We start from the raw sequence: 21,250 nt of genomic DNA on the forward strand, positions 1-21,250 counted from the left end.
CATTGTTGACGACAAATCTTTTTACCAGCATCAACTTGATAGAACGCTGCATTATATTAATCGGCCTTAAAAGCACAGGCGCGTCTGTGGACTTGCGGTGAGCGCAAGGCCACAGAAACGCGTCAGATTTTAATCTCGTGCACGTCATCTAAAGCAAGCCCAAAAACCCAGCATCGCACATCACGCATAAAAGTGTGTAAGCCATCACAGTCAACAAACCAACTGAGATAGTTGGCGTTAACCTGTCTAATCGTCCACATACTTAATTGCACATAATGTATATTATGTTAAATAGAATATATATCTAGTTTAAAAGAACCGCATGAAAGCTATGAGGTACATCACACCTCAAATACCTATCGCTAAGCGATGTACGAACCCTCGCCTGTTAAAATATGGCGTCTACATGGTATTAAGAACGCACGTATATGCTAATTACACTTAAATTTTTAATTTAGATATTAATACTGTTTCTTTATCAGCTTACTAAGAGTTTAATAACCAATATCCTTGGTATTACACACTCATATTTCTCCTAAAAGTAACTGCTTTTATGTTTAACAACACTTATTAAAAAAATGGCTATTAACCTACTTTATAAAGAATCTCGTAAATAACTAATATGGTAAGACTTAATAAAAATTTCACTGGTGATAATAATTAATGTGTACGTACGTTGTCGTCAATTTTAATGTCATAAATTCAAAATTGGTTTTGTATAAATAACATTTAAAATCCAACTTTGTATTATTTGATTTAACGTATATTTACTATAAACCTATAGTAAGCCTTAAATTTTAATACCTAAAAGTGATAATCACAGTATGTCGCTATCCACATTTTAAAGACTAAATACGCATTACTTTACGACGAGAGATGTTGAGCGTATTACTTTAAGAAAGCAGTAACTTATTATTCAGAAATACCTGGTTTTGTGAGTTTAATTTCTGGATGTTTTTCAGGCGACGCTACGTGAAATCTGATAGCCATATCAGGGTACTAGCTTGTAGATTTTACGTAGAATCACATAAAATCTTGGTGTATTTGACGATTTGTCTCACAATAAACACTGTATATATAAACAGCTTTTATGGTAAGGTATGTTCAAACTGCACATTAACAATGGGCAGTTAATAATATATTCAAGTGCCTGTAGTGAAGTTTACTGGGGACTTGATTGTTCTTTCACGCATGATAATTACAGTTATCATGCGTGAAAACACATTTATTACAATAACTTACAATTCTACAGGCTTTCTTCATCATCATGTCTTCAAGTCCTTCTACACAATCTTTAACAACCCAGAAAGATGAAGACAGCGCTAAAAGTTCATTACTAGCAAGCGTACAATATGGTAATAACGACAACCGTTTTGATCAGTATTATCGCGATATTTTTACTAAACTGCCTTACAACACACAACGTGCTTATATCAGTGACTACAATGAATTTGCGCTTTTCTGTAAACAAAAAGGGCTATCCGGATTTAAAAACGACTTTAACCACAACGAAGTATGCATAAAGCGCTACGTAGAAACTTTGTGTACATCTCCCCTTGCCTATCGCACCATTAAGCGTCGCCTTTCAGCTTTAAGTAAATTTCTCGGCGTTGCCAGCTTACCTAATCCAATCGTACGCTCGGCTTATCTAAGAGACTTTATAAGATTATCGCTGATAGAAAATAAGAAGTTTCGCATTTCACCTAATCAGGCAGTGCCATTGACGATTGAAATGCTTGATCAAATTAATAACAGCATAATTCCCGATTCATTGTTAGAACTTCGTGACCTTGCTATCGTTAACCTAATGTTTGATGCCCTATTAAGGGCTGATGAAGTGGTTCGCGTTCGCTTAGAAGATATTTCACATCGTAATAATACGTTGTTAGTTGTCTCATCTAAGAGCGACCAAACTGGTCATGGACAATATCGGTTTGTTTCTACGAGCACGATTTCCATGATCCAAGAATATGTTGATGAAGCAAATACCAACCCTAAAACAACATTACCCCGAGATATAAGCGATTTTCGTCGTATTCATAAAGGCATATTATTTCGCCGTTTATCAAACCATAAAACAGCCCTTTTACCCTTTGATGAAACGGTTTCTGTACATACAGCAAACATTCTCAATTATTCAAGTGTATATCGCCTTTTTAAGCGAATAGCATTACGAGCAGGGATTAAAGAAAACATCACGCCTCACAGTGGTCGTGTGGGTGGTGCCGTTTCACTAGCGGAAGATGGTGCTTCCCTACCTGAATTGCAATTGGCGGGCGGCTGGCAGTCGCCAGAAATGCCAGGTCATTATACAAAGCAAGCAAATGTGAAGCGTGGTGGTATGGCAAAACTCTCTTCAAAGCACAAACGTTAATGAAAACTTCCTATAGATATCAAGTAATTACAGAAAATAATGGTTACACGTAACCAAAAATAAAGGATTGATACGTTTAAGGTAATTTATTAGTAAGCAAACCATAGTATAAAAACTTCCGTAACTATTATTTTCAAATAGCCATATGACTTTCCACTAGTAAAGCCAAAAGAAGCGGGCTCAGCAAAAAGTTTGTATTGTTTTGGCAAGTTATAATAGATAGAGGAGTTTTTATGAGTACAGGTATTGTTTCTAAACACGGTAAGCTATTAGCAGAAATTGTCGTTCCATCTTCAACGTGGCATTTACAACCTGAAAAGCAAGATCCATTTAAAAGTCATGCTGCAGCAGTTGAATACTTAGATTCACACAACGAGCCGCTATACCTACTTGTCCCAATTACTCAATCAGACGATATACTGAGAATATGTGTTACCTCTCAAAACGACGATGTCATTTTTACCATCAACGATATTCAAAATGGTGGCGAGACTTCCCTTCACTACTCTCATTTAAAAAATTTAGAAAGTACCGTTAGAACACTGGTTTCTGAAACCAGTGATAAAAAAATAAAATCTCTATAAGAGTGATCGCCGACAAGCGTTACAACAGTATTATTAGCCAGGTAAAGGCCGCTAAGAGTAAGCAGATAAATACAGCGGCCGAACCAATGTCTTTGGCTCGGCCAAGTAGCTCGTGCATATCTGTACTAATGTGGTCGCAGAGTTTTTCAATTGCCGTATTCAGTAACTCTACAATGATTACCATGCATAACGACCATATCAGGAGTACGCGTTCAACGTTAGTTATGTCTAGACTAAGCGCTACAGGAATTAAAATAGCTAAAGCCAGTAATTCCTGTCTAAAAGCAGCTTCAGTTAAAAAAGCGGCTCTTAATCCTTTCATTGAATAATATGTAGCAAACAAAACGCGTGCTAGTCCGGTACGCTTAGTCATCATAGGCGTTATATCCATTAAAAAAAGAATACGCTATCGAACTAACATGACACTGACATTAAGCATAGATTAAATAACGTTATTTCAACTATTTTGCCCAGATAACAACCGTACTCAGTACAAAGTGTAGCAGTTGTGGATAGTCAAAATCAGTAGCTAATAACTTAAACTTTTACAGCAAGTACGTCTGTTTTAACGCCATGCAATACTGCATTGGCCGTAGAGCCCAACAACAATTTTAAGCCGCTTTGCCCATGGGTACCGATAACAATCAGGTCAGCATTAATTTTTTCTGCCATGTGGTGTATTTCATCTGCAGGTGACCCTATTTGCACATTTATGTGGTTATAAGGAATGTCGTGTTTAGCTGCGATGTCCTTTAATTGGCGTTCTGCTTGCTCACGTACTTCCTCTGAATAGTCTCTTTCCAGAAAAAGTCCATAAGGTTCAAAGTTAGTTTGAGGGTATGCCACATAAAGTAAATGAATTTTATGGCTGTTACCTGCAATACCAATTGCTTTTTCTACTACACGCTCATAATCAGAATATACATCAATGGGTACGAGTACCGTTTCATAACCTTGCATAGTTTTTCTCCATGAAAACTTTGATTGAACACAGTAACGCTAACGTAGGATTAATTTAAATACTTTGCGCTAAGTCAATAACACTTGTAAAACTTTTACCATACTATAGGGTAAAAATAAGATTAACATAAGGTGAGTGTCCCATGCGTATTTTTATAGTTATTGCTTTAACGTCAATGCTGTTTGCCTGTGAACAAGGTGCACAATCTCCCAGAGGATTCAGCTTACCTGAAGGCGACACGCAAGCAGGCTTACAAGTTTACAAAAAATATCAATGTGGTGATTGTCATAAAATTGCGGGAGATCCCGAAAAAGAAGATGCCACATACCTAATAGTTCAACCAATTACACTTGGTGGCAGCAGTGGTCGTATTAAAACCTATGCTGAACTGGTAACGAGTATTATTAACCCTTCCCACAAACTAACACCTAGACAACCTGCAAGTTTTACCAGTGAAGATGGTGTGTCTTTAATGAGGATAGTTAATGATGAACTTACTGTATCTGAACTCATCGATTTAGTGGCTTATCTTCAGCCAAAATACAAAGTCACGCCCTATCGTACAAGTGATTATCGCTTATATCAGTTGCGGATCCCTGATAAAAACGATGACACGCCTTAACGTATCCAGTTTATCTATTCTGTTTTTTATAATTAAAACAAAGGGGGATGGTTTTACCATCCCCCTTTTTCCTCTTTAAAACCGTTATACCGCTTTGGTTTCTTTTTCTATTTCCGCTAACTGACTGCACGGCATGAAGCTACTTGCGTTGGCTTCCTGCACGTGTAGGCGAAAACGCTCCGGTATATCGTCGGTAAGAAAACTCCCTCTTTTCACTAAAGGAAATATTTCGTCATAACGTGCAATCCGACATTGATCAACCCTTCTGAATATATGGGTTCTATTTAACTCACTGGTTCTGACATGGCCTGTTGATGAAAGAAGATCCATCAATGCATGAATAGTTTTTTTGTGAAATCGATAAACCCGTTCATACTTATCTTCCACATTTAGCCCTCGGGCTAATTTCTCATCTTGTGTCGCCACACCAGTGGGGCATTTATTCGTATTGCAGGAAAGCGACTGAACACACCCCAGTGCCAACATCATACCCCGGGCACTATTACAAATATCAGCACCCAAGCTTAAATTTTTTACTAACTGAAAAGCGGTAATTATTTTACCTGAAGCAATTATTTTCACCTTTTCCCGCAGGTCAAACCCCACTAAACAATCATCGACAAATGCTAACGCCTCCCTTAGTGGAAAGCCTACAGAATTAGTGTATTCGAGTGGCGCTGCACCTGTACCACCTTCGCCGCCATCCACGGTTATAAAATCGGGCGTGATCCCCTTTTCAACCATTGCCTTGCACATCGCGATAAACTCGCTTTTACGCCCTAATGCCAGCTTTATCCCAATGGGCTTGTAATCACTTAATTCACGCAATTTCGCGATGAAGTCGACCATCTCCAGTGGCGTCGAAAAGGCTTTATGACGAGGGGGCGAATCAACTTGAACGCCAGGCTCTACGCCACGTATTTTCGCAATTTCTGGGGTGTTTTTATGCGCGGGAAGTATGCCACCGTGTCCAGGTTTAGCGCCTTGACTCAGTTTGATTTCTATCATTTTGACATTGTCTAGCTGTGCTTTTTGCTTAAAAAGCTCAGCATCGAAGCCGCCGTCACTATTTCGGCAACCAAAATAGCCAGTGCCGATTTGCCATACAATATCGCCATTGTGTTCAAGGTGATATGGGGTTAAGCCTCCTTCGCCGGTATTGTGGTAAAATCCCCCCTTTGCAGCGCCTTTATTGAGTGCCAATATGGCGTTTTTTGACAGGCTTCCGAAACTCATTGCACTGATGTTGAGCACACTTGCGCTGTAGGGTTTTTTGCAATGTGGGCCACCAACTACCACGCGAGGATCGGTATCCATGTCATCCACCTCTCGCGCAGATAGGGAATGACCTATCCATTCATAGCCATCTTTATAGGTGTCTAACTGTGTACCAAATGGAATCGTTTCCAGACTATTTTTAGCCCGTTGGTAAACTATTGAACGAAACATCCTCGATATTGGAGCACCACTGGTGTCAGTTTCTATTATGTACTGCTGTATGTAAGGTCTAAGTGCTTCAACAGTCCATCGCACCCTACCGATAAGCGGAAAGTTACGTAAAATAGCGTGCTTATCTTGAAATGCATCAAAAAGTGCGAATACAAGTAACGTGATAGAAAGTAATAAAAACCACCAAATTGGTGCCCACAACAAACCAACTATCACATTAACTGCAACCAACAAACTCAAAACTGATAATATGGGTAAACGCATCTATTTTCCTTCTCTCTTTTTGCAATGCGATGTGTACAAACTTGCTCTTTCAATACCGAATCTAGTATACAAAAGCCCCTGCATTCATATAAACACATGAATTTAAAGAATAAAGACAAGTTCACTTCCCACACCAACTAAGGTTACGCATAACCTGAAAATAACTTTTCAATACTATTTTGGTTACGCCCACGTATGAATACATGCTAGTCTTAACCCATTAAACAGGCAATATAAGCCTGTGATAAACATCAGAATAAAAATTAGTGTGGCTGTTTAATTAACGCAAAATCACATTCGAACTTAATCACGATAGGTCATTCATGGAGTATGTATTTCTTCTTTTCGCATTCGTATGTGGGTTAACCGTAAAACTCATTGGAATTCCGCCATTGGTCGGTTATCTAGTAGCCGGTTTCCTACTCAACTTTGCAGGTTACTCCTTAACTGATGATTTAACCCAAATAGCCAATTTGGGTATTACCATCATGCTCTTTACTATTGGTTTAAAACTTAATATTCGCGATTTAAGTCGAAGAGAAGTATGGGCTGGAAGTGTAACTCATACGTTGTTGTGGGTAGGTATAATTACCTGCTTAGTCTATGGATTAGCAACCATAGCGGCCTCATTAACAAATAAATTATCATGGCAAAGTGCGGCACTCATTGCTTTTGCACTGAGCTTTAGCAGTACAGTATGTGTAGTAAAAGTACTTGAAGAAAGTGGTGAAACTAAAACTCGTCATGGCCGCCTTGCAATTGGCATATTGGTTATGCAGGACGTATTCGCCGTTATATTCTTGGTCGCGGCTACAGGCAAATTGCCGTCAGTTTGGGCACTGGCACTACTGGCTCTTTTCCCTGCAATGCCCATTATTAATAAGATGATCAACAAGTCAGGTCACGGTGAACTATTACCCCTTACGGGTTTTATTTTAGCGCTTGGCGGTTACCAGTTATTTGAATTGGTCAACATAAAAGGTGATTTAGGCGCTCTTATTTTCGGCATTATGTTAGCTCAACACGAAAAATCATCCGAGCTTGCTAAATCATTGCTAAGTTTTAAAGATCTATTTTTAATTGGCTTTTTCTTAACCATAGGCCTAACTGCTCTGCCAGACCTTAGCATGGTCATGTTGGCCATTGTTTTTTGCTTATTTATCCCTTTGAAAGCCGCATTGTTCTTCGGCCTTTTTACATCATTGAGGCTGCGGGGAAGAACTTCATATCTAAGCAGTTTAGTTCTGTCCAATTACAGTGAGTTTGGCCTTATCGTTGGGGCATTGGCAGTATCTTTAGGTTTACTTGAAAATAACTGGTTAGTTGTCATTGCCCTATCTGTATCGGTTTCGTTTGTATTTACCAGCGTACTTTATCGAAACTCTCACTCTCAATACCATAGTTATAAAGGAATAATTAGGCGCTTTGAAAAACCAAAGCGTTTAAAAGAAGATATTTACCCTACCCTACATAATGCTGAATTCTTGGTGCTGGGTATGGGCCGTGTGGGGCGTGGTGCATTTAATGCGTTATCAAAACTGGCAGAAGTCAATGTTTGGGGCATGGATGCAGACAGAATGAAAGTAAAGGAACTGGTTGAAGAAGGCCTGAGTGTAATTTGTGGTGATGGTGAAGATGTGGATCTTTGGTACAACCTCGATATTAAGCACGTACGGCTTGTATTACTGGCACTTCCTTCCATTCAAGATTCAATAAACATTACCAGTCAGCTTAAAAATGCGGGCTATTCGGGCAAAATTGCCGCGATTGCACGTTATGAAGACGAAGTGGCATATTTGCTAGAAAATGGTGTAGACAAAGTATTCAACTTCTTCAATGAAGCAGGGCTTGGTTTCGCAGAAGAAAGTCTGGCCTATGCCAATGAACAACACTAATGGTGTTCTAAATGCGAACAATGGTTGAATTGAGAAACATTATCGTTAGTAAACAACTGTTTTATAAAGACTTTTTTGACATACAGTGTGAATTCGACTAAACTTCACCCAAATACTGATAAAGGGTTTTCACAATGAAAGGTGATAAACAAGTTGTAGCAAAGTTAAACGAAGTGCTTACATGCGAATTAACTTCGATAAATCAATACTTTCTGCACGCGCGTATGTTTAAGAATTGGGGTTTTTCCGAGCTTAATGAGAAGAACTACAAAAAGTCTATTAAAGACATGAAGCAGGCAGATGACCTCATTGAACGCATTCTTTTCTTAGAAGGCCTGCCTAATCTTCAAGCATTGGGTAAGTTGTATATCGGTGAAGACACGATTGAAATGCTTAATTGCGATGCCCGCTTCCAAAAAGAGCAACTGCCCCTGTTGCGCGAAGCCATCGCGCTATGTGAAGAGAAACAAGACTACGTTTCAAGAGATCTACTTGAAGATCTTCTCGAATATGAAGAAGAACACTTAGACTGGATTGAAACACAAGCGTATCAGATTGATGCGATGGGTATTGAAAATTACCTGCAAGCACAAGTAATGGGAGATGACTAATGAAAGGTAACCAAGCGATAATCAACGGGTTAAATGAGTTGCTCTCTTACGAGTTAGCGGCAATGGATCAATACTTTATTCATTCTCAGATGTATCAAGATTGGGGTCTCAATAAACTCTATGAGCGCATCGACCACGAATTCGATGACGAGCGTGGACACGCTACTAAGTTAATTGAGCGGATGCTGTTCTTAGAAGGCACCCCAGACATGACTAAGCGAACTGGCTTTTTGGTAGGTAAAGATGTACCAGAAATGTTAGAGAGTGATCTGCGTGTTGAATACGAAGTAGACGCCAAACTTCGCGAAGTGATTGCACTTTGTGAACAGGAAAAAGATTATGTCACTCGTGATATGTTAATCGTGCTGCTGGATGACACCGAAATGGATCACGCACATTGGTTAGAGCAACAACTTGGTCTAATCAAGCGTATCGGTCTGCAAAATTATTTACAATCGCAAATGTGATAAGTTAAGACAGTTGATATGATAAAACGGCTGGCCTTGAGGCTGGCCGTTTTACTTTCTATGGCCTGATTCACATTAAGATTCAGTAACGAAATAAAGATAACTCGGTGAATCGCTTCCTTTAACATTTAACCGCAATTGCCACTTCATTACTGGCTCGCTACAACTCCCCAGCATAAACCATCCTGCCACGTCGCCTTGGCTGTCTTTCTCCAATAACACTGGAATCTTCCCCATATACATGTTGATCCCTTCTATCCACGCACTCTCAATAATTCGGCCTGCAGGCAGTGAAATAGAAACCGTGATGGACTCTTCGGGAACCGGAGCCTCTGAGAAACGCGCAACGGCAACCTGTCCTTCAATTAAGAATTCACAAGTTTTATTGACAAACTGGCAGCTATTTCCTATTCCATTAACTACATTATTAGAATTCAACGCGTTTGATTGATGTTTGTGTACAAAGTAAACACCAATTGCTACGACGATGATCAGCACTAGTGGAAGCTGCGATTGTAAATATTTTGTTCTATTACTGTTATTGTTATTTAGCATTTCTTAATTTTTACACAATTCTTCATTGACGGAGATCAAGGGAAAGTAGTTTATGGTATCTTTTTGTAATTAAAAACCTTATCATCCGCGTACCAACTGGCTTGGAGACAATAATTATTACTCTTTCCGAGCTCGGTGTGAAGCGTTATTCCTTAGCTGATACACGTCTCGACCGTACTATTCCGGCAGTTGGAGACCATAGTTCATTTGAAGTGGAAGATTCATTAAAATGAGTGAAATAAGCCAAGCACAACCTGATTACAATTATAAAGTAGTTAGGCAATTTACCATCATGACCATAGTCTGGGGTATCATTGGTATGGGCCTAGGGGTATTCATTGCTGCGCAATTGTTTGCACCTATGCTTAACTTTGACACACCATGGCTAACATTCTCACGTTTGCGTCCGTTGCACACTAACGCCGTTATATTTGCCTTCGGCGGCTGTGCGCTATTTGCAACGTCGTACTACATCGTTCAGCGTACCTGCCAGGTAAGACTGTTCAGTGACAAACTTGCCGCATTTACCTTCTGGGGCTGGCAAGCCGTTATCGTTTTAGCTGTTGTAACCCTACCTTTAGGTTTAACCAGCTCAAAGGAATACGCTGAACTAGAGTGGCCAATTGATATTCTTTTGGCACTGGTCTGGATCGCTTATATCATTAACTTTTTCGGAACCCTTGTTATCCGTAAAGTATCGCACATCTATGTAGCGAACTGGTTCTTGGGCGCGTTCATGCTAACCGTGGCAGTACTGCACATAGGTAACAGCATGGCCATTCCGGTATCTTTCACTAAATCGTATTCATTGTATGCTGGCGCCGTCGACGCCATGATGCAGTGGTGGTATGGCCACAACGCGGTAGGCTTTTTCCTTACTGCGGGCTTCCTTGGTATGATGTACTACTTCGTACCTAAGCAAGCTGGTCGTCCGGTTTACTCATACAGACTTTCAATTGTTCACTTCTGGGCACTTATTTCTCTGTATATCTGGGCGGGTCCTCACCACCTTCACTACACTGCCCTACCTGACTGGACACAGTCATTAGGTATGGTGATGTCAATTATCCTATTCGTTCCATCTTGGGGTGGTATGATTAACGGTATAATGACGCTTTCAGGCGCGTGGCATAAACTTCGCACAGACCCTGTATTGCGTTTCCTTATCGTATCTTTGTCTTTCTATGGTATGTCTACCTTTGAAGGTCCAATGATGGCGATTAAAACCGTTAACGCATTGTCTCACTACACAGACTGGACTATCGGACACGTACACTCTGGTGCACTTGGTTGGGTTGCCATGGTTTCAATTGGTTCAATTTACCACTTGATCCCTGTGTTATTCGGTCAACGCGCAATGTACAGCACTAAGCTAGTTAATGTGCACTTCTGGTTTGCCACTATTGGTGTTGTGTTATACATCGTCGCAATGTGGATGTCTGGTGTACTTCAAGGTCTAATGTGGCGTGCAGTAAACGCTGACGGCACCTTAACGTATAGCTTTGTTGAGTCATTAGAAGCATCTAAGCCTTTCTATGTGGTTCGTTTCATTGGTGGTTGTTTCGTGGTTGCAGGTATGTTGGTTATGGCCTACAACACATGGAAAACTGTTCGTGCCCCTAAAGGCAGTATCGCTGCAGATCCAGCGACTCAGCCAGCGTAGTAAAGGAGACGAATAATGAAAAACCCACATGAGTTAATTGAAAAGAACGTTGGCCTGTTAACGGTATTAATCCTTATCGCTATCAGCTTCGGTGCCATGGTACAAATTACGCCGTTGATGTTTCAACAGCAGACCATGGAGCCGGTAACTGGCTTACGTCCATATACCGCACTTGAACTAGAAGGCCGTGATATCTACATCCGCGAAGGGTGTGTTGGTTGTCACAGCCAGATGATTCGTCCATTCCGCGCTGAAACTGAGCGTTATGGTCACTATAGCGTTGCGGGTGAGTCAGTATGGGAGCACCCTTTCCTATGGGGCTCAAAGCGTACTGGTCCTGACCTAGCACGTGTTGGTGGTCGTTACAGTGATGAGTGGCATCGAGTTCACCTGCTTAATCCTCGTAACGTTGTTCCTGAGTCGAATATGCCAGGGTTCCCTTGGCTTGCGGAAAACACGCTAGATGGCGCGTTAACAGCTGAAAAAATGGAAGTATTCCGTGGCTTTGGTGTTCCGTATACCGACGAAGATATCGCGGGTGCGAAAGCGGCAGTACAGGGTAAAACGGAAATGCAAGCCCTTATTGCTTATCTACAATCTCTTGGCACACATTTGAAATAGTATGGACCAGGGTATTGTAGGCAGCATTTTTACTGTCATCGTCTTTGTTAGTTTCATCGGCGTTGTGTGGTGGGCGTTTAGCAGCCGCAACAAGAAAAAGTTCGATGAAGCCGCAAACCTAGTGTTTGCAGACGAAGAAAAAGAAAAATCAAAAGAAGATTAGCAGGAGTCTTGAACTCATGAGTATGTTTTGGACAATTTGGATTTCAGTGATAACCCTAGGGTTGATCATTGGTTGCTACTTCCTTCTGCGCTGGTGTTTATCCAACCAGACAGGTGTGCCAGAAGGTGAGTCAATGGGGCACGAATTCGATGGTATTGAGGAGTTGAACAATCAACTTCCTCGTTGGTGGACAATTATGTTCTACATTACCATCGTATGGGGCTTTTTATATCTAGCGCTATATCCTGGCCTAGGTTCGTATGAAGGTATTCTTGGCTGGAGAAGCTCTAACCAGAATATACAGTCGTTAGAAGAATCAGCTCAGGCGCGTATTGATGCAAAAGAGCAAGGCTATTTAGTTGAGTACGATCGTGAATTAGATTTCGCAGCGGATAAGTTCGACCCGATCTTTGAAGCGTACGCGCAAATTCCGGTTGAAGAGTTAGCCAAAGATCCTGAAGCGAATAAAGTGGGTCAACGCTTATTCATACAAAACTGTTCACAGTGCCACGGTTCTGATGCGCGCGGCCAAAATGGCGGCTTCCCTAACCTAACCGATGACGATTGGTTGTACGGTGGTTCAGGCGCAAAAATCGTTGAGACACTGACCCTTGGTCGTCAGGCAGCGATGCCTGCATGGTTAGACGCTATGGGTGAAGACGGTATTGAAGAAGTGGTTAACTACGTACTTAGTCTTAGTGGTCGTGACGTTGATCAACAGCTTGCTGACGCGGGTAAAGTCCGTTTCGCAGCGTGTGCAGCCTGTCACGGTATGGACGCTAAAGGTAACCAAGCCTTAGGCGCGCCAAACCTTACTGACAACATCTGGCTATATGGCGGCAGCCACAGAGCAGTCACTGAAACGCTGACTTATGGTCGTAACGGCGTCATGCCATCATTCAAGAAAACCTTGGGTGATGACAAAATTCACGTTGTTGCAGCTTATGTGTACAGCCTTTCGAATGATTAATGATTTAAATCATTAAATATCTCAAAAAGCCTCGTTATCACGAGGCTTTTTTTATGAGAAAATACAAGCCTCTAGTAAAGTGAAAAGCACAGGCATAGGTTATGAACAAAATGGGTTATAACCCGTTTTTGTCCTGTCCTTACGTTTACTGTCGGCTTTATCTTCAATCAGCCATGACCACTTGGTTATGGAAGTAGTAAACACGAGTATCTTTTTTAATGAATAGACCCTGGTATAAAGAGTTTTGGCCCTGGTTTTTAATTGCCGTACCAGTTATTACCCTTATCATGGGTGGCGTACTGTTGAAACTGGCGGTTTCAACGGAAGATAGCTTAGTGGTGGATGATTATTACAAGGAAGGCAAAGCCATCAATGCTCGGCTAGACAAAGAAGCCGTAGCCAAGCGCCTTAATATCACCACAGAATTGACGATTGAAAATGGCAGTATTGCCTTGCAGTTTCATTCAGGTATCCCCCAACAAGGCAATGCAGTGAAACTTAGCTTTTACCATGTCACACTGCAAGAAAGAGACGTTACGGTATTGCTATCTCGTGATGCAAAAGGTATTTATCGCGGTTTTGTCGAAGAAAATCTAGACGGAAAATGGCGGGTTTCGCTTACGCCTTTTGACGACAGTTGGAAAATTCAAAACACCATATACCTTCCCCATTCTGGCGCTATTAAGTTTAACCCGTAATGTCAGATCACAATTGTTACCACTGCGGCTTGTCAATTGATAGCCGCGATCAGGGAAAGTTCTCAACTGTTATTCTCGGTACCAACAGAGATATGTGCTGCCCGGGTTGCTTAGCCGTCGCCGAAGCGATAGTCAATAACGGACTAGAGGACTATTATCAATTTCGCACTGAGCCTGCTCAAAAATCGGACGAGGCTCTGATGGAGACCCTCGACAAACTCAACGTTTACGACGATCCCAGTTTGCAGGAAGAGTTCGTATTTGATGAAGGCCAACACAAGCAAATTCAGTTGACGCTCGAAGGTATTACCTGTGCAGCATGTGGATGGTTAATTGAAAAGCAACTGTCAAAGGTTGAGGGTATCAAGCAAGTCGCTGTCAACGTTCAGGAGCGACGAGCACTCATTACCTGGTCTCCCTTAGAAATAAAATTAAGCCAAATATTAGCGACCTTAAAGCGCATAGGGTATGAAGGTTCGCCTTTCCACCCCGATGAACACGAAGCAAGCTACAAAAGAGAGCAGAAAACCTATCTCAAAAAGCTGGGTTTAGCCGGTATTATGACCATGCAGGTTATGATGCTCATGACGGGATTATATTTCGACTGGTTTGGTGCAATCGAAACGGAAACGCGACAGTATTTTTATTGGGTAGCCCTGACGCTAACTACACCTGTAGTACTTTACTCAGGCAGTACATTCTATGTGGGTGCGATTAAGGCACTGAGTGCAAGAACCGTTAATATGGATGTACCTGTCACCATTGCTATATTCGCAACCTACTTGGCAGGCATTCGCTCTACTGTACTTGAAAAAGGAGAAGTCTTTTTCGAGTCCATCTGTATGTTTATATTTCTGCTGCTACTCAGTCGCTTTTTAGAACACAGAAGCAGGCATAGAGCGGCACAAATCTCTGCTAACATGACGCAGCATGTACCCGTGTCGGCATCTAAACTTAACGTCGATGGTACTATTACCGATAGCTTGGCGAAAAACCTTAAAGTCGGTGATGTGGTTATAGTAAAAGCTGGTGAAACCATCCCTATAGACGGTGTCATACTCGACGGCAAAGCGGCGATAGATGAATCTATGCTAACAGGCGAATTTAACCCAGTTGCCAAATCGAAAAATAGCAGTGTATATGGTGGTACTGTGTGTCAGGACGGTACCTTATCTATCTCTGTGACACAAACGCTTAAAAACGCACTGGTTAATCAGATAGTGCGTCTTCAAGCAAGTGCCATGGCCAGTAAACCCAAAGCAGCACAACTCGCCGACCGCTTTTCTCGCTATTTCGTGGTGGCAGTATTGGTGATTTCGGCACTCACCTACAGCTACTGGTATTTACAGGGAAGTGAAGACGCTTTTTGGATAACTATCGCCGTTTTAGTTGCAACATGTCCATGCGCATTAGGGCTTGCGACTCCTTCTGCACTGACATGTGCGATGGCGAAGCTCAATCGCCACGGTATTTTATTAAAGCGCGCTGATGCCCTAGAACAAATAACCTCAATCACGACCATAGCGCTGGATAAAACAGGCACACTAACCCATGGAAGATTCGCCATCGCACATTCATGGTTTGCACAAGAAGTCGACGAACACAGTGTTATGGCTATTGCCTATGCGCTGGAAGCTCGCTCAGAACATCCTATTGCAAAAGCGTTCGAGGGCTCATTTACTCATCATGTGAGTGATTTTAACGTTTCCCCAGGCGGTGGTATCAGTGGTGTAGTAAACAACATCACATTTTTAATGGGCTCTGCTGCTTATTGCAATGCTGATGAAACCCTCGTTCCCATCAATGCCAACGTATACCTTTGTGCCAACGGGAAAACACTGGCAGCCTTTGAAGTTAGTGATAGCTTGAGAGAAGACGCATACGCCACTTTGAGTATTTTGGCAAAAAGCCATGAATTGGTTGTCCTCAGTGGTGATACTCAACATAACGTGGATGTGCTGGTCTCTTCATTGCCAATAAAGACGGCACAAGGTGGACTTACACCAGATAGAAAATACGACGAAGTGCTCGCTATGCAAGAGGCAGGCAAAAAGGTCATGATGATGGGTGACGGTATCAACGACGCACCTGTATTAGCCAGTGCAGATGTCGCTGTGGCAGTGGGTAATGCCACTGACGTAGCCAAAACTGCAGCTGACGTTATCTTGTTGGGTGATCAGTTGCTACTCGTCCCCACCCTTATCGACACGGCTCATCTAGTAAAACAAAAAATCCGTCAGAATATTGGTTGGGCTGTAGGCTATAACCTACTCATTTTACCCTTTGCCGTATCTGGGTTACTCTCTCCTTGGATGGCAGTGGTTGGCATGTCGCTAAGTAGTATCATTGTTGTAACCAATTCAACTCGCTTATTGAGCAAATAATATGAGCATCATTTATGTCTTAATCCCTATTGCGATCATTATTGTTGCCGTGGCAATCGTGATCTTTTTTTGGGCTGTAAAATCAAATCAATTTGAAGATTTAGACCGCCAGGGTTACAGCATATTGTTTGACGATGACTTACCACCTGAAGAAAAAAAACTCGCGGAACAACGCAAAAAGCTTCAGGAATCCCAGCACTCACCTTCGCCGGTCGCTTCTCGCTCTACCGATAAGGGCGACAATGGAGGGCATTAACTACCTTTCAGCCTTCATGATTGGGCTTGCGGGAGGCGTACATTGCGTAGGAATGTGCGGTGGTATAGTCGCAACCCTTCGCATGGTGTCGCCAAAAGATAAGCCCGCACTACCCTATATGCTATCGTACAACATAGGGCGTATTTTAAGTTACACGTTAGCCGGCGGCATAACGGGTTTTATCGGACAAATCGCAGCTAACTATATTCCGCTTGCCAGTTATATGCTGTCGCTTATTAGCGCTGTAATGCTATTACTGCTTGCCTGTTATTTAGGGCAATGGTGGACGGGTCTTACTGCAATAGAACGAATAGGCAGTAAACTATTCTCTCGCCTGCAACCGTTGGCTAAAACGTTTTTACCATTTAAATCCCCTCTTAGTGCCCTTCCCTATGGTTTTATTTGGGGCTGGTTACCCTGCGGATTAGTTTATTCTACATTGACCTGGTCCCTCGCTTCAGGCTCTGCTTTTCAGGGTGCTGCACTCATGCTGAGCTTTGGACTGGGCACACTGCCCACGCTTTTGGTCGCGGGTGCTGGTGCGCACTGGCTGATAAAAAGTCTGCAAAACAATAAAGTGCGTCAAACGATCGCATTGATAATGGCCATATATGCTATTTATCTGATTTTTAGCGCAATACGTTGAACAATCCGCTATGATATAGCGCGTCTTTAAAAAAATGAACCTTGTGAGTTGGTGTTATGAGCAAAGGAAGCGGATTTTCTATTCACTGTCAGAACTGCAGTTTTAGCCATTTATGCCTTCCCGTGGCATTAAACAAAACTGAAATTGAGTCGCTGGACGATATCATTGAGCGTAAAAAGCCGTTACACAAAGGCGACACGCTTATTCAAACCGGCGACAAGTTCCGTTCGCTTTTTGCGGTACGTACTGGTTCATTTAAATCCTTCGTTACCAATCAAGATGGTGAAGAACAGATAACCGGCTTTCACTTCCCCGGTGATATCATTGGGTTTGATGCGTTAAGAGAAAATAAGCATCAGAGCTATACTCAAGCCCTTGAGACGGCAATGGTGTGTGAACTGCCCTATGAAACCCTTGATGAAATGTCAGTCCAGTTTCCCAAGCTTCGCCACCAAATCATGAGTTTTATGAGCGCCGAAATAAAGCAAGATCACGACATGATGATGCTGCTAAACAAGCGTACTGCCGAAGAGCGCTTGTTGTATTTTATTGCCCACCTTTCTCAGCGCTTCGAAGAACGGGGCTTTTCAAACAAAGAGTTCCATCTCACCATGACGCGTAATGAAATTGGCAACTATTTGGGCCTCACAATTGAAACTATCAGCCGATTACTTAGTCGCTTCCAAAAGGAAGGGATCATTAAAGTTGAAGGTAAACTGATCACTATCGTTGACTTTGAGAAACTGAACGGCAAACTAACAGCCCTTAATGGCCCAAGTATCGTTTGTAACGGCTAACCCCCTTGTTGCTACGCTCGTGCTTTATCAATAGGCACGAGCGAGATAAAAAAGTGACATTGCTTTTTTAGATATTTCATTTCCTTTTCTCTCTATTTTTCAAAAACTTGTTCTAAATCAACTTACGTTTTTGGTTTTGTCGTTTACACTTAATAACAATCTTCATAAACACGCATCACTGTGAAAGTAATTTATCTACTATGTGGATTGGAATAATGTGATCAATAGTGTTATTGATATGGTTGGTCAGCGTAAACTATACAGGAAGGATATATGATCGAGTGCAAACGAATTTTGGCAGTGGTAGATGCGCAGCGCGACAATCAACCTGCATTAAGCAGAGCTTACGAACTTGCCTCTAAAACGGGTGCCAGCGTTACCGCTATGATGGTGGTATATGACCTATCCTACGACATGACAACCATGTTAAGCCCTGACGAACGCGAAGCCATGCGTGATGCGGTGACTAAAGAGCATGCCAAAGCACTGTCTAAACACCTAAAAGAATTGGGTTTTTCTAACACAGATATTGTTGTGGAATGGAATAACCGTGCGTACGAACCTATTATTCATTACACCATTAACAACCATGTCGATTTGGTGGTTAAAGCAACCAAAAAACATGATGATCTGGCCTCTGTTATATTTACGCCCACAGATTGGCACCTAATGAGAAAGTGCCCCAGCCCGGTTTTATTAGTTAAAGAGCACGATTGGCCTGAAGGCGGAGAAATTATTGCCGCGGTAAATGTAGGCAGTGAAGATAGTGAACACGCCGCATTAAATGACAAAATTTCTATGATTGCGAACGACTACGCCTCACTATTAAAAGGCAAAGTAAACTTGGTCAATAGTTATCCCTCTACTCCGTTAAATATTGCTATTGAAGTGCCGGAGTTTGACCCAGATACTTATCATAACTCAGTTAAAAATCACCACATCAGCGAGATGCGTACCCATGCTGCAAAATACGGCATTGCAGAGGATAAATGCATGGTAAAAGAAGGTTTACCTGAAAAAGTAATTCCTCAGGTGGCTAAAGACATTGATGCTGAATTAGTCATTATTGGGACGGTAGGCCGCGTAGGCATTTCTGCCGCGCTTATTGGAAACACCGCTGAACATGTCATTGATGAACTCAACTGTGATGTATTAGCCATAAAACCCGATGGCTTCGTGTCTCCGTTGGCGTAACTGACAATTTAACCTTTTCAACCATGGTGTCTAAAAGCCGCTTTATTATATAATGGCGGCTTTATCACAAACCAAGCTAGTTAATTATGAGTTTAGGCACACCCAGTGCTACCCCGTCGCCATTAACCGCGACGCAAAGTAAGCAGAAATACAACTTCAATAAACTTCAGAAGCGCCTTCGCCGCAATGTGGGTAAAGCGATTGCCGATTTTGGAATGATAGAAGACAACGACAAAGTAATGGTATGCCTGTCGGGCGGAAAAGACAGTTATACCATGTTAGATATTTTGTTGTTTTTGAAGAAAATTGCGCCTATACACTTTGATATTGTTGCCGTAAACCTGGATCAAAAACAGCCTGGGTTTCCTGAGCATATTTTACCCGAATACTTAGACAGCATTGGTGTGGACTACAAAATAGTAGAAGAAGATACGTACTCCATTGTTAAAGATAAAATCCCTGAAGGAAAAACTACCTGTTCTCTCTGTTCCCGTTTGCGTCGCGGCATACTGTACCGCACTGCAAAAGAACTTGGCGCGACTAAAATCGCACTTGGCCACCACCGCGATGATATGCTGGAAACCTTCTTCCTAAACATGTTTCACGGCGGTAAACTTAAATCTATGCCACCTAAACTGGTCAGTGATAACGGTGAGCATATTGTTATTCGCCCATTGGCATATTGCTCAGAAAAAGATATCGAAAAATATTCTAAAGCTGCTGAGTTTCCCATTATTCCATGCAATCTATGTGGTTCGCAGGAAAATTTAGAACGCCAAAATATTAAAGGAATGTTGCAGGACTGGAATAGGCGTTTTCCCGGTCGCATAGAATCAATGTTTAGAGCGTTACAGAACGTGGCGCCGTCACATCTTGTCGACAGTAAGCTATATGATTTCAAGGCCATAACTACACAAGACGGGCCAGTGGAAGATGGCGATATTGGGTTTGACCAACCTACGTTTGCAAAACAAGAGCAAGTGCAGTTAGACGACGATCTCGCTATCCAAGTAGTTAACATCATGGAACCTAAATAGATGAAAATAGGACTTGCGTTAGGTGCTGGGGCAGCGAGAGGCTGGACCCATATTGGTATTATTGAAGCCCTTGAGAAGCTTGGGGTTAAAATAGATATCGTGGCAGGCTGCTCAATTGGCGCCTACGTTGGCGCGGCCTACGCGAGTGGTAAGTTAGACGGTTTGAAAGAATGGGCATGTTCACTAAGTGACTGGCAGGTTCTCGCGTTAATGGGAGTTGGTTTACATCGTGGCGGAATAGCAAGTGGTCAAAAAGTCTTCGATAAATTAGCCACAGAATTTTGCGTAGATAGCTACGAGAATATGCTCAAACCCTTCGCCTCTGTGGCTACCGATCTCTACACCGGCAGAGAAGTGGTATTCAATTCAGGTCCTATCGGCGATACCATTCAAGCCTCTTGCGCCATACCTGCCCTGTTTGCCCCTGTAGCACACGGTGACAGATGGCTGGTGGATGGTGCTGTAGTTAACCCGGTACCGGTTAATTTATGTCGTCAGTTGGGTGCAGACTTTGTCATTGCAGTAAACCTGAATGCCGATTTTAGACCACTTAAACTTGAGAAACTACGCCACGACCACGAAGAGAATCAACGTAAAACAGAAGACTTCTTCACCAAAAGTCAAAACGTCTTAAAACAGTGGTTTACGCCCGAGAGTAAACAAGAAGAAAAAGACGCAGAAAACAAAACTGACGAGTCAATTGCTTCTGAAGTAATTGAGAAAGTAGAAGAAGAACTTACCGAAGTACCACCTAAAGTAACTAAGCGCAATCCCCCTGGGATCATGAGTGTTATGAGTAGTTCCCTGGAAATTCTTCAGGGTCGTGTAACCCGTTCCCGCTTAGCGGGTGATCCACCGGATATTCTTATTGAACCGCAATTACCTGACGTGGGGATCATGGAATTTCACCGCGCAGCTGAATTGTGTGTAAAAGGTGAAGAAACCATAGCGCGCCTTGCCGAACAAATAAAATATCAACTACTAAATTAAACTTGATAATTACAGGGCTATGCGTGTGGGGCAGTTGTGCCGCCCCACT

General features: G+C 42.2%; 22 protein-coding genes. 18 read left to right on the forward strand and 4 right to left on the reverse strand.

Annotated elements, in window-relative coordinates; genetic code table 11:
* The first annotated feature begins 1,267 nt into the window (after positions 1 to 1,267).
* Complete coding sequence (locus ACMCM8_RS07760; protein ID WP_412727104.1) at positions 1,268 to 2,374, forward strand: tyrosine-type recombinase/integrase; 1,107 nt, start codon at positions 1,268 to 1,270, stop codon at positions 2,372 to 2,374.
* A gap of 233 nt (positions 2,375 to 2,607) precedes the next feature.
* Positions 2,608 to 2,958, forward strand: a complete 351-nt coding sequence (locus tag ACMCM8_RS07765; protein WP_412727106.1) for a hypothetical protein — start codon at positions 2,608 to 2,610, stop codon at positions 2,956 to 2,958.
* A 19-nt stretch (positions 2,959 to 2,977) separates the two neighbouring features.
* Here the strand turns inward: ACMCM8_RS07765 and ACMCM8_RS07770 are convergent, their stop codons facing one another.
* Both ACMCM8_RS07770 and ACMCM8_RS07775 read right to left on the reverse strand, forming a co-directional pair.
* Positions 2,978 to 3,334, reverse strand: coding sequence for a diacylglycerol kinase (locus tag ACMCM8_RS07770; RefSeq protein ID WP_412727108.1), 357 nt, complete (start codon positions 3,332 to 3,334; stop codon positions 2,978 to 2,980).
* Between the two features lie 161 nt (positions 3,335 to 3,495).
* Positions 3,496 to 3,918 (reverse strand): universal stress protein, encoded by a 423-nt coding sequence (locus tag ACMCM8_RS07775; RefSeq protein WP_412727110.1) that lies wholly within the window; start codon positions 3,916 to 3,918, stop codon positions 3,496 to 3,498.
* A gap of 143 nt (positions 3,919 to 4,061) precedes the next feature.
* Between ACMCM8_RS07775 and ACMCM8_RS07780 the strand changes: the two genes are divergently transcribed.
* Positions 4,062 to 4,541, forward strand: a complete 480-nt coding sequence (locus ACMCM8_RS07780) for a cytochrome C (RefSeq protein ID WP_412727112.1) — start codon at positions 4,062 to 4,064, stop codon at positions 4,539 to 4,541.
* A gap of 84 nt (positions 4,542 to 4,625) precedes the next feature.
* Here ACMCM8_RS07780 and ACMCM8_RS07785 read toward each other — a convergent pair whose 3' ends face one another.
* Complete coding sequence (locus tag ACMCM8_RS07785) at positions 4,626 to 6,254, reverse strand: FMN-binding glutamate synthase family protein (protein WP_412727114.1); 1,629 nt, start codon at positions 6,252 to 6,254, stop codon at positions 4,626 to 4,628.
* 323 nt (positions 6,255 to 6,577) lie between these two features.
* Here ACMCM8_RS07785 and ACMCM8_RS07790 point away from each other — a divergent pair, with 323 nt between their 5' ends.
* From ACMCM8_RS07790 to bfr (ACMCM8_RS07800), 3 genes are all read left to right on the forward strand, one after another.
* Positions 6,578 to 8,149, forward strand: a complete 1,572-nt coding sequence (locus ACMCM8_RS07790) for a cation:proton antiporter domain-containing protein (protein WP_412727116.1) — start codon at positions 6,578 to 6,580, stop codon at positions 8,147 to 8,149.
* 134 nt (positions 8,150 to 8,283) lie between these two features.
* The gene (gene bfr, locus ACMCM8_RS07795; protein ID WP_412727118.1) at positions 8,284 to 8,760 is read left to right on the forward strand and encodes a bacterioferritin; all 477 of its coding nucleotides are present in this window, start codon (positions 8,284 to 8,286) and stop codon (positions 8,758 to 8,760) included.
* Positions 8,760 to 9,227 (forward strand): bacterioferritin, encoded by a 468-nt coding sequence (gene bfr, locus ACMCM8_RS07800; protein ID WP_412727120.1) that lies wholly within the window; start codon positions 8,760 to 8,762, stop codon positions 9,225 to 9,227. The genes bfr (ACMCM8_RS07795) and bfr (ACMCM8_RS07800) overlap by 1 nt, the downstream gene beginning before the upstream one ends.
* Positions 9,228 to 9,302: 75 nt before the next feature.
* Here the strand turns inward: bfr (ACMCM8_RS07800) and ACMCM8_RS07805 are convergent, their stop codons facing one another.
* Positions 9,303 to 9,782 (reverse strand): hypothetical protein, encoded by a 480-nt coding sequence (locus ACMCM8_RS07805; protein ID WP_412727122.1) that lies wholly within the window; start codon positions 9,780 to 9,782, stop codon positions 9,303 to 9,305.
* Positions 9,783 to 10,011: 229 nt separating this feature from the next.
* On the opposite strand from ACMCM8_RS07805, the gene ccoN reads away from it, so the two are divergent.
* From ccoN to ACMCM8_RS07865, 12 genes are all read left to right on the forward strand, one after another.
* The gene (gene ccoN / locus ACMCM8_RS07810) at positions 10,012 to 11,445 is read left to right on the forward strand and encodes a cytochrome-c oxidase, cbb3-type subunit I (protein ID WP_412727124.1); all 1,434 of its coding nucleotides are present in this window, start codon (positions 10,012 to 10,014) and stop codon (positions 11,443 to 11,445) included.
* 15 nt (positions 11,446 to 11,460) lie between these two features.
* Entirely contained in the window at positions 11,461 to 12,066 is a 606-nt protein-coding gene (gene ccoO, locus ACMCM8_RS07815; RefSeq protein ID WP_412727126.1) for a cytochrome-c oxidase, cbb3-type subunit II, read from the forward strand.
* Position 12,067: 1 nt separating this feature from the next.
* Positions 12,068 to 12,229, forward strand: a complete 162-nt coding sequence (locus ACMCM8_RS07820; RefSeq protein ID WP_014949591.1) for a cbb3-type cytochrome oxidase subunit 3 — start codon at positions 12,068 to 12,070, stop codon at positions 12,227 to 12,229.
* Positions 12,230 to 12,245: 16 nt separating this feature from the next.
* Positions 12,246 to 13,199 (forward strand): cytochrome-c oxidase, cbb3-type subunit III, encoded by a 954-nt coding sequence (gene ccoP / locus ACMCM8_RS07825; protein ID WP_412727128.1) that lies wholly within the window; start codon positions 12,246 to 12,248, stop codon positions 13,197 to 13,199.
* Between the two features lie 218 nt (positions 13,200 to 13,417).
* Positions 13,418 to 13,897, forward strand: a complete 480-nt coding sequence (locus ACMCM8_RS07830; RefSeq protein ID WP_412727130.1) for a FixH family protein — start codon at positions 13,418 to 13,420, stop codon at positions 13,895 to 13,897.
* Entirely contained in the window at positions 13,897 to 16,281 is a 2,385-nt protein-coding gene (locus ACMCM8_RS07835) for a heavy metal translocating P-type ATPase (protein ID WP_412727132.1), read from the forward strand. The genes ACMCM8_RS07830 and ACMCM8_RS07835 overlap by 1 nt, the downstream gene beginning before the upstream one ends.
* Position 16,282: 1 nt before the next feature.
* Positions 16,283 to 16,537 carry a cbb3-type cytochrome oxidase assembly protein CcoS gene (ccoS, locus tag ACMCM8_RS07840; protein WP_412727134.1) on the forward strand — a complete coding sequence of 85 codons (255 nt, stop codon included), beginning with the start codon at positions 16,283 to 16,285 and terminating at the stop codon, positions 16,535 to 16,537.
* Positions 16,524 to 17,183 carry a sulfite exporter TauE/SafE family protein gene (locus ACMCM8_RS07845; protein WP_412727136.1) on the forward strand — a complete coding sequence of 220 codons (660 nt, stop codon included), beginning with the start codon at positions 16,524 to 16,526 and terminating at the stop codon, positions 17,181 to 17,183. Before ccoS ends, ACMCM8_RS07845 begins: the two co-directional genes overlap by 14 nt.
* Positions 17,184 to 17,239: 56 nt before the next feature.
* Positions 17,240 to 17,980: a fumarate/nitrate reduction transcriptional regulator Fnr gene (gene fnr, locus ACMCM8_RS07850; protein WP_412727138.1), complete on the forward strand. Its 741-nt coding sequence runs from the start codon at positions 17,240 to 17,242 to the stop codon at positions 17,978 to 17,980.
* Positions 17,981 to 18,253: 273 nt separating this feature from the next.
* Positions 18,254 to 19,174 carry a universal stress protein UspE gene (uspE, locus tag ACMCM8_RS07855; protein ID WP_412727140.1) on the forward strand — a complete coding sequence of 307 codons (921 nt, stop codon included), beginning with the start codon at positions 18,254 to 18,256 and terminating at the stop codon, positions 19,172 to 19,174.
* Positions 19,175 to 19,260: 86 nt separating this feature from the next.
* Positions 19,261 to 20,211, forward strand: a complete 951-nt coding sequence (ttcA, locus tag ACMCM8_RS07860) for a tRNA 2-thiocytidine(32) synthetase TtcA (protein WP_412727142.1) — start codon at positions 19,261 to 19,263, stop codon at positions 20,209 to 20,211.
* Positions 20,212 to 21,201, forward strand: coding sequence for a patatin-like phospholipase family protein (locus ACMCM8_RS07865; RefSeq protein WP_412727144.1), 990 nt, complete (start codon positions 20,212 to 20,214; stop codon positions 21,199 to 21,201). It begins immediately after the preceding gene.
* Positions 21,202 to 21,250: the final 49 nt, after the last annotated feature.

The organism is Alteromonas sp. D210916BOD_24 (assembly GCF_047159385.1).
In the GTDB taxonomy this organism is placed as follows: Bacteria; Pseudomonadota; Gammaproteobacteria; order Enterobacterales; family Alteromonadaceae; genus Alteromonas.

What these genes read in the sequence shown, in the direction of transcription:
- ccoP (WP_412727128.1), top strand. Translation starts at nt 12,246, where the DNA reads ATGAGTATGTTTTGGACAATTTGGATTTCAGTGATAACCCTAGGGTTG.
- ACMCM8_RS07775 (WP_412727110.1), bottom strand. Translation starts at nt 3,918, where the DNA reads ATGCAAGGTTATGAAACGGTACTCGTACCCATTGATGTATATTCTGAT.
- ACMCM8_RS07790 (WP_412727116.1), top strand. Translation starts at nt 6,578, where the DNA reads ATGGAGTATGTATTTCTTCTTTTCGCATTCGTATGTGGGTTAACCGTA.
- ttcA (WP_412727142.1), top strand. Translation starts at nt 19,261, where the DNA reads ATGAGTTTAGGCACACCCAGTGCTACCCCGTCGCCATTAACCGCGACG.
- ACMCM8_RS07765 (WP_412727106.1), top strand. Translation starts at nt 2,608, where the DNA reads ATGAGTACAGGTATTGTTTCTAAACACGGTAAGCTATTAGCAGAAATT.
- fnr (WP_412727138.1), top strand. Translation starts at nt 17,240, where the DNA reads ATGAGCAAAGGAAGCGGATTTTCTATTCACTGTCAGAACTGCAGTTTT.
- ccoS (WP_412727134.1), top strand. Translation starts at nt 16,283, where the DNA reads ATGAGCATCATTTATGTCTTAATCCCTATTGCGATCATTATTGTTGCC.
- ACMCM8_RS07760 (WP_412727104.1), top strand. Translation starts at nt 1,268, where the DNA reads ATGTCTTCAAGTCCTTCTACACAATCTTTAACAACCCAGAAAGATGAA.
- bfr (WP_412727120.1), top strand. Translation starts at nt 8,760, where the DNA reads ATGAAAGGTAACCAAGCGATAATCAACGGGTTAAATGAGTTGCTCTCT.
- uspE (WP_412727140.1), top strand. Translation starts at nt 18,254, where the DNA reads ATGATCGAGTGCAAACGAATTTTGGCAGTGGTAGATGCGCAGCGCGAC.
- ACMCM8_RS07805 (WP_412727122.1), bottom strand. Translation starts at nt 9,782, where the DNA reads ATGCTAAATAACAATAACAGTAATAGAACAAAATATTTACAATCGCAG.
- ACMCM8_RS07820 (WP_014949591.1), top strand. Translation starts at nt 12,068, where the DNA reads ATGGACCAGGGTATTGTAGGCAGCATTTTTACTGTCATCGTCTTTGTT.
- ACMCM8_RS07785 (WP_412727114.1), bottom strand. Translation starts at nt 6,254, where the DNA reads ATGCGTTTACCCATATTATCAGTTTTGAGTTTGTTGGTTGCAGTTAAT.
- ACMCM8_RS07780 (WP_412727112.1), top strand. Translation starts at nt 4,062, where the DNA reads ATGCGTATTTTTATAGTTATTGCTTTAACGTCAATGCTGTTTGCCTGT.
- ACMCM8_RS07830 (WP_412727130.1), top strand. Translation starts at nt 13,418, where the DNA reads ATGAATAGACCCTGGTATAAAGAGTTTTGGCCCTGGTTTTTAATTGCC.
- bfr (WP_412727118.1), top strand. Translation starts at nt 8,284, where the DNA reads ATGAAAGGTGATAAACAAGTTGTAGCAAAGTTAAACGAAGTGCTTACA.
- ccoO (WP_412727126.1), top strand. Translation starts at nt 11,461, where the DNA reads ATGAAAAACCCACATGAGTTAATTGAAAAGAACGTTGGCCTGTTAACG.
- ACMCM8_RS07770 (WP_412727108.1), bottom strand. Translation starts at nt 3,334, where the DNA reads ATGATGACTAAGCGTACCGGACTAGCACGCGTTTTGTTTGCTACATAT.
- ccoN (WP_412727124.1), top strand. Translation starts at nt 10,012, where the DNA reads ATGAGTGAAATAAGCCAAGCACAACCTGATTACAATTATAAAGTAGTT.
- ACMCM8_RS07835 (WP_412727132.1), top strand. Translation starts at nt 13,897, where the DNA reads ATGTCAGATCACAATTGTTACCACTGCGGCTTGTCAATTGATAGCCGC.
- ACMCM8_RS07845 (WP_412727136.1), top strand. Translation starts at nt 16,524, where the DNA reads ATGGAGGGCATTAACTACCTTTCAGCCTTCATGATTGGGCTTGCGGGA.
- ACMCM8_RS07865 (WP_412727144.1), top strand. Translation starts at nt 20,212, where the DNA reads ATGAAAATAGGACTTGCGTTAGGTGCTGGGGCAGCGAGAGGCTGGACC.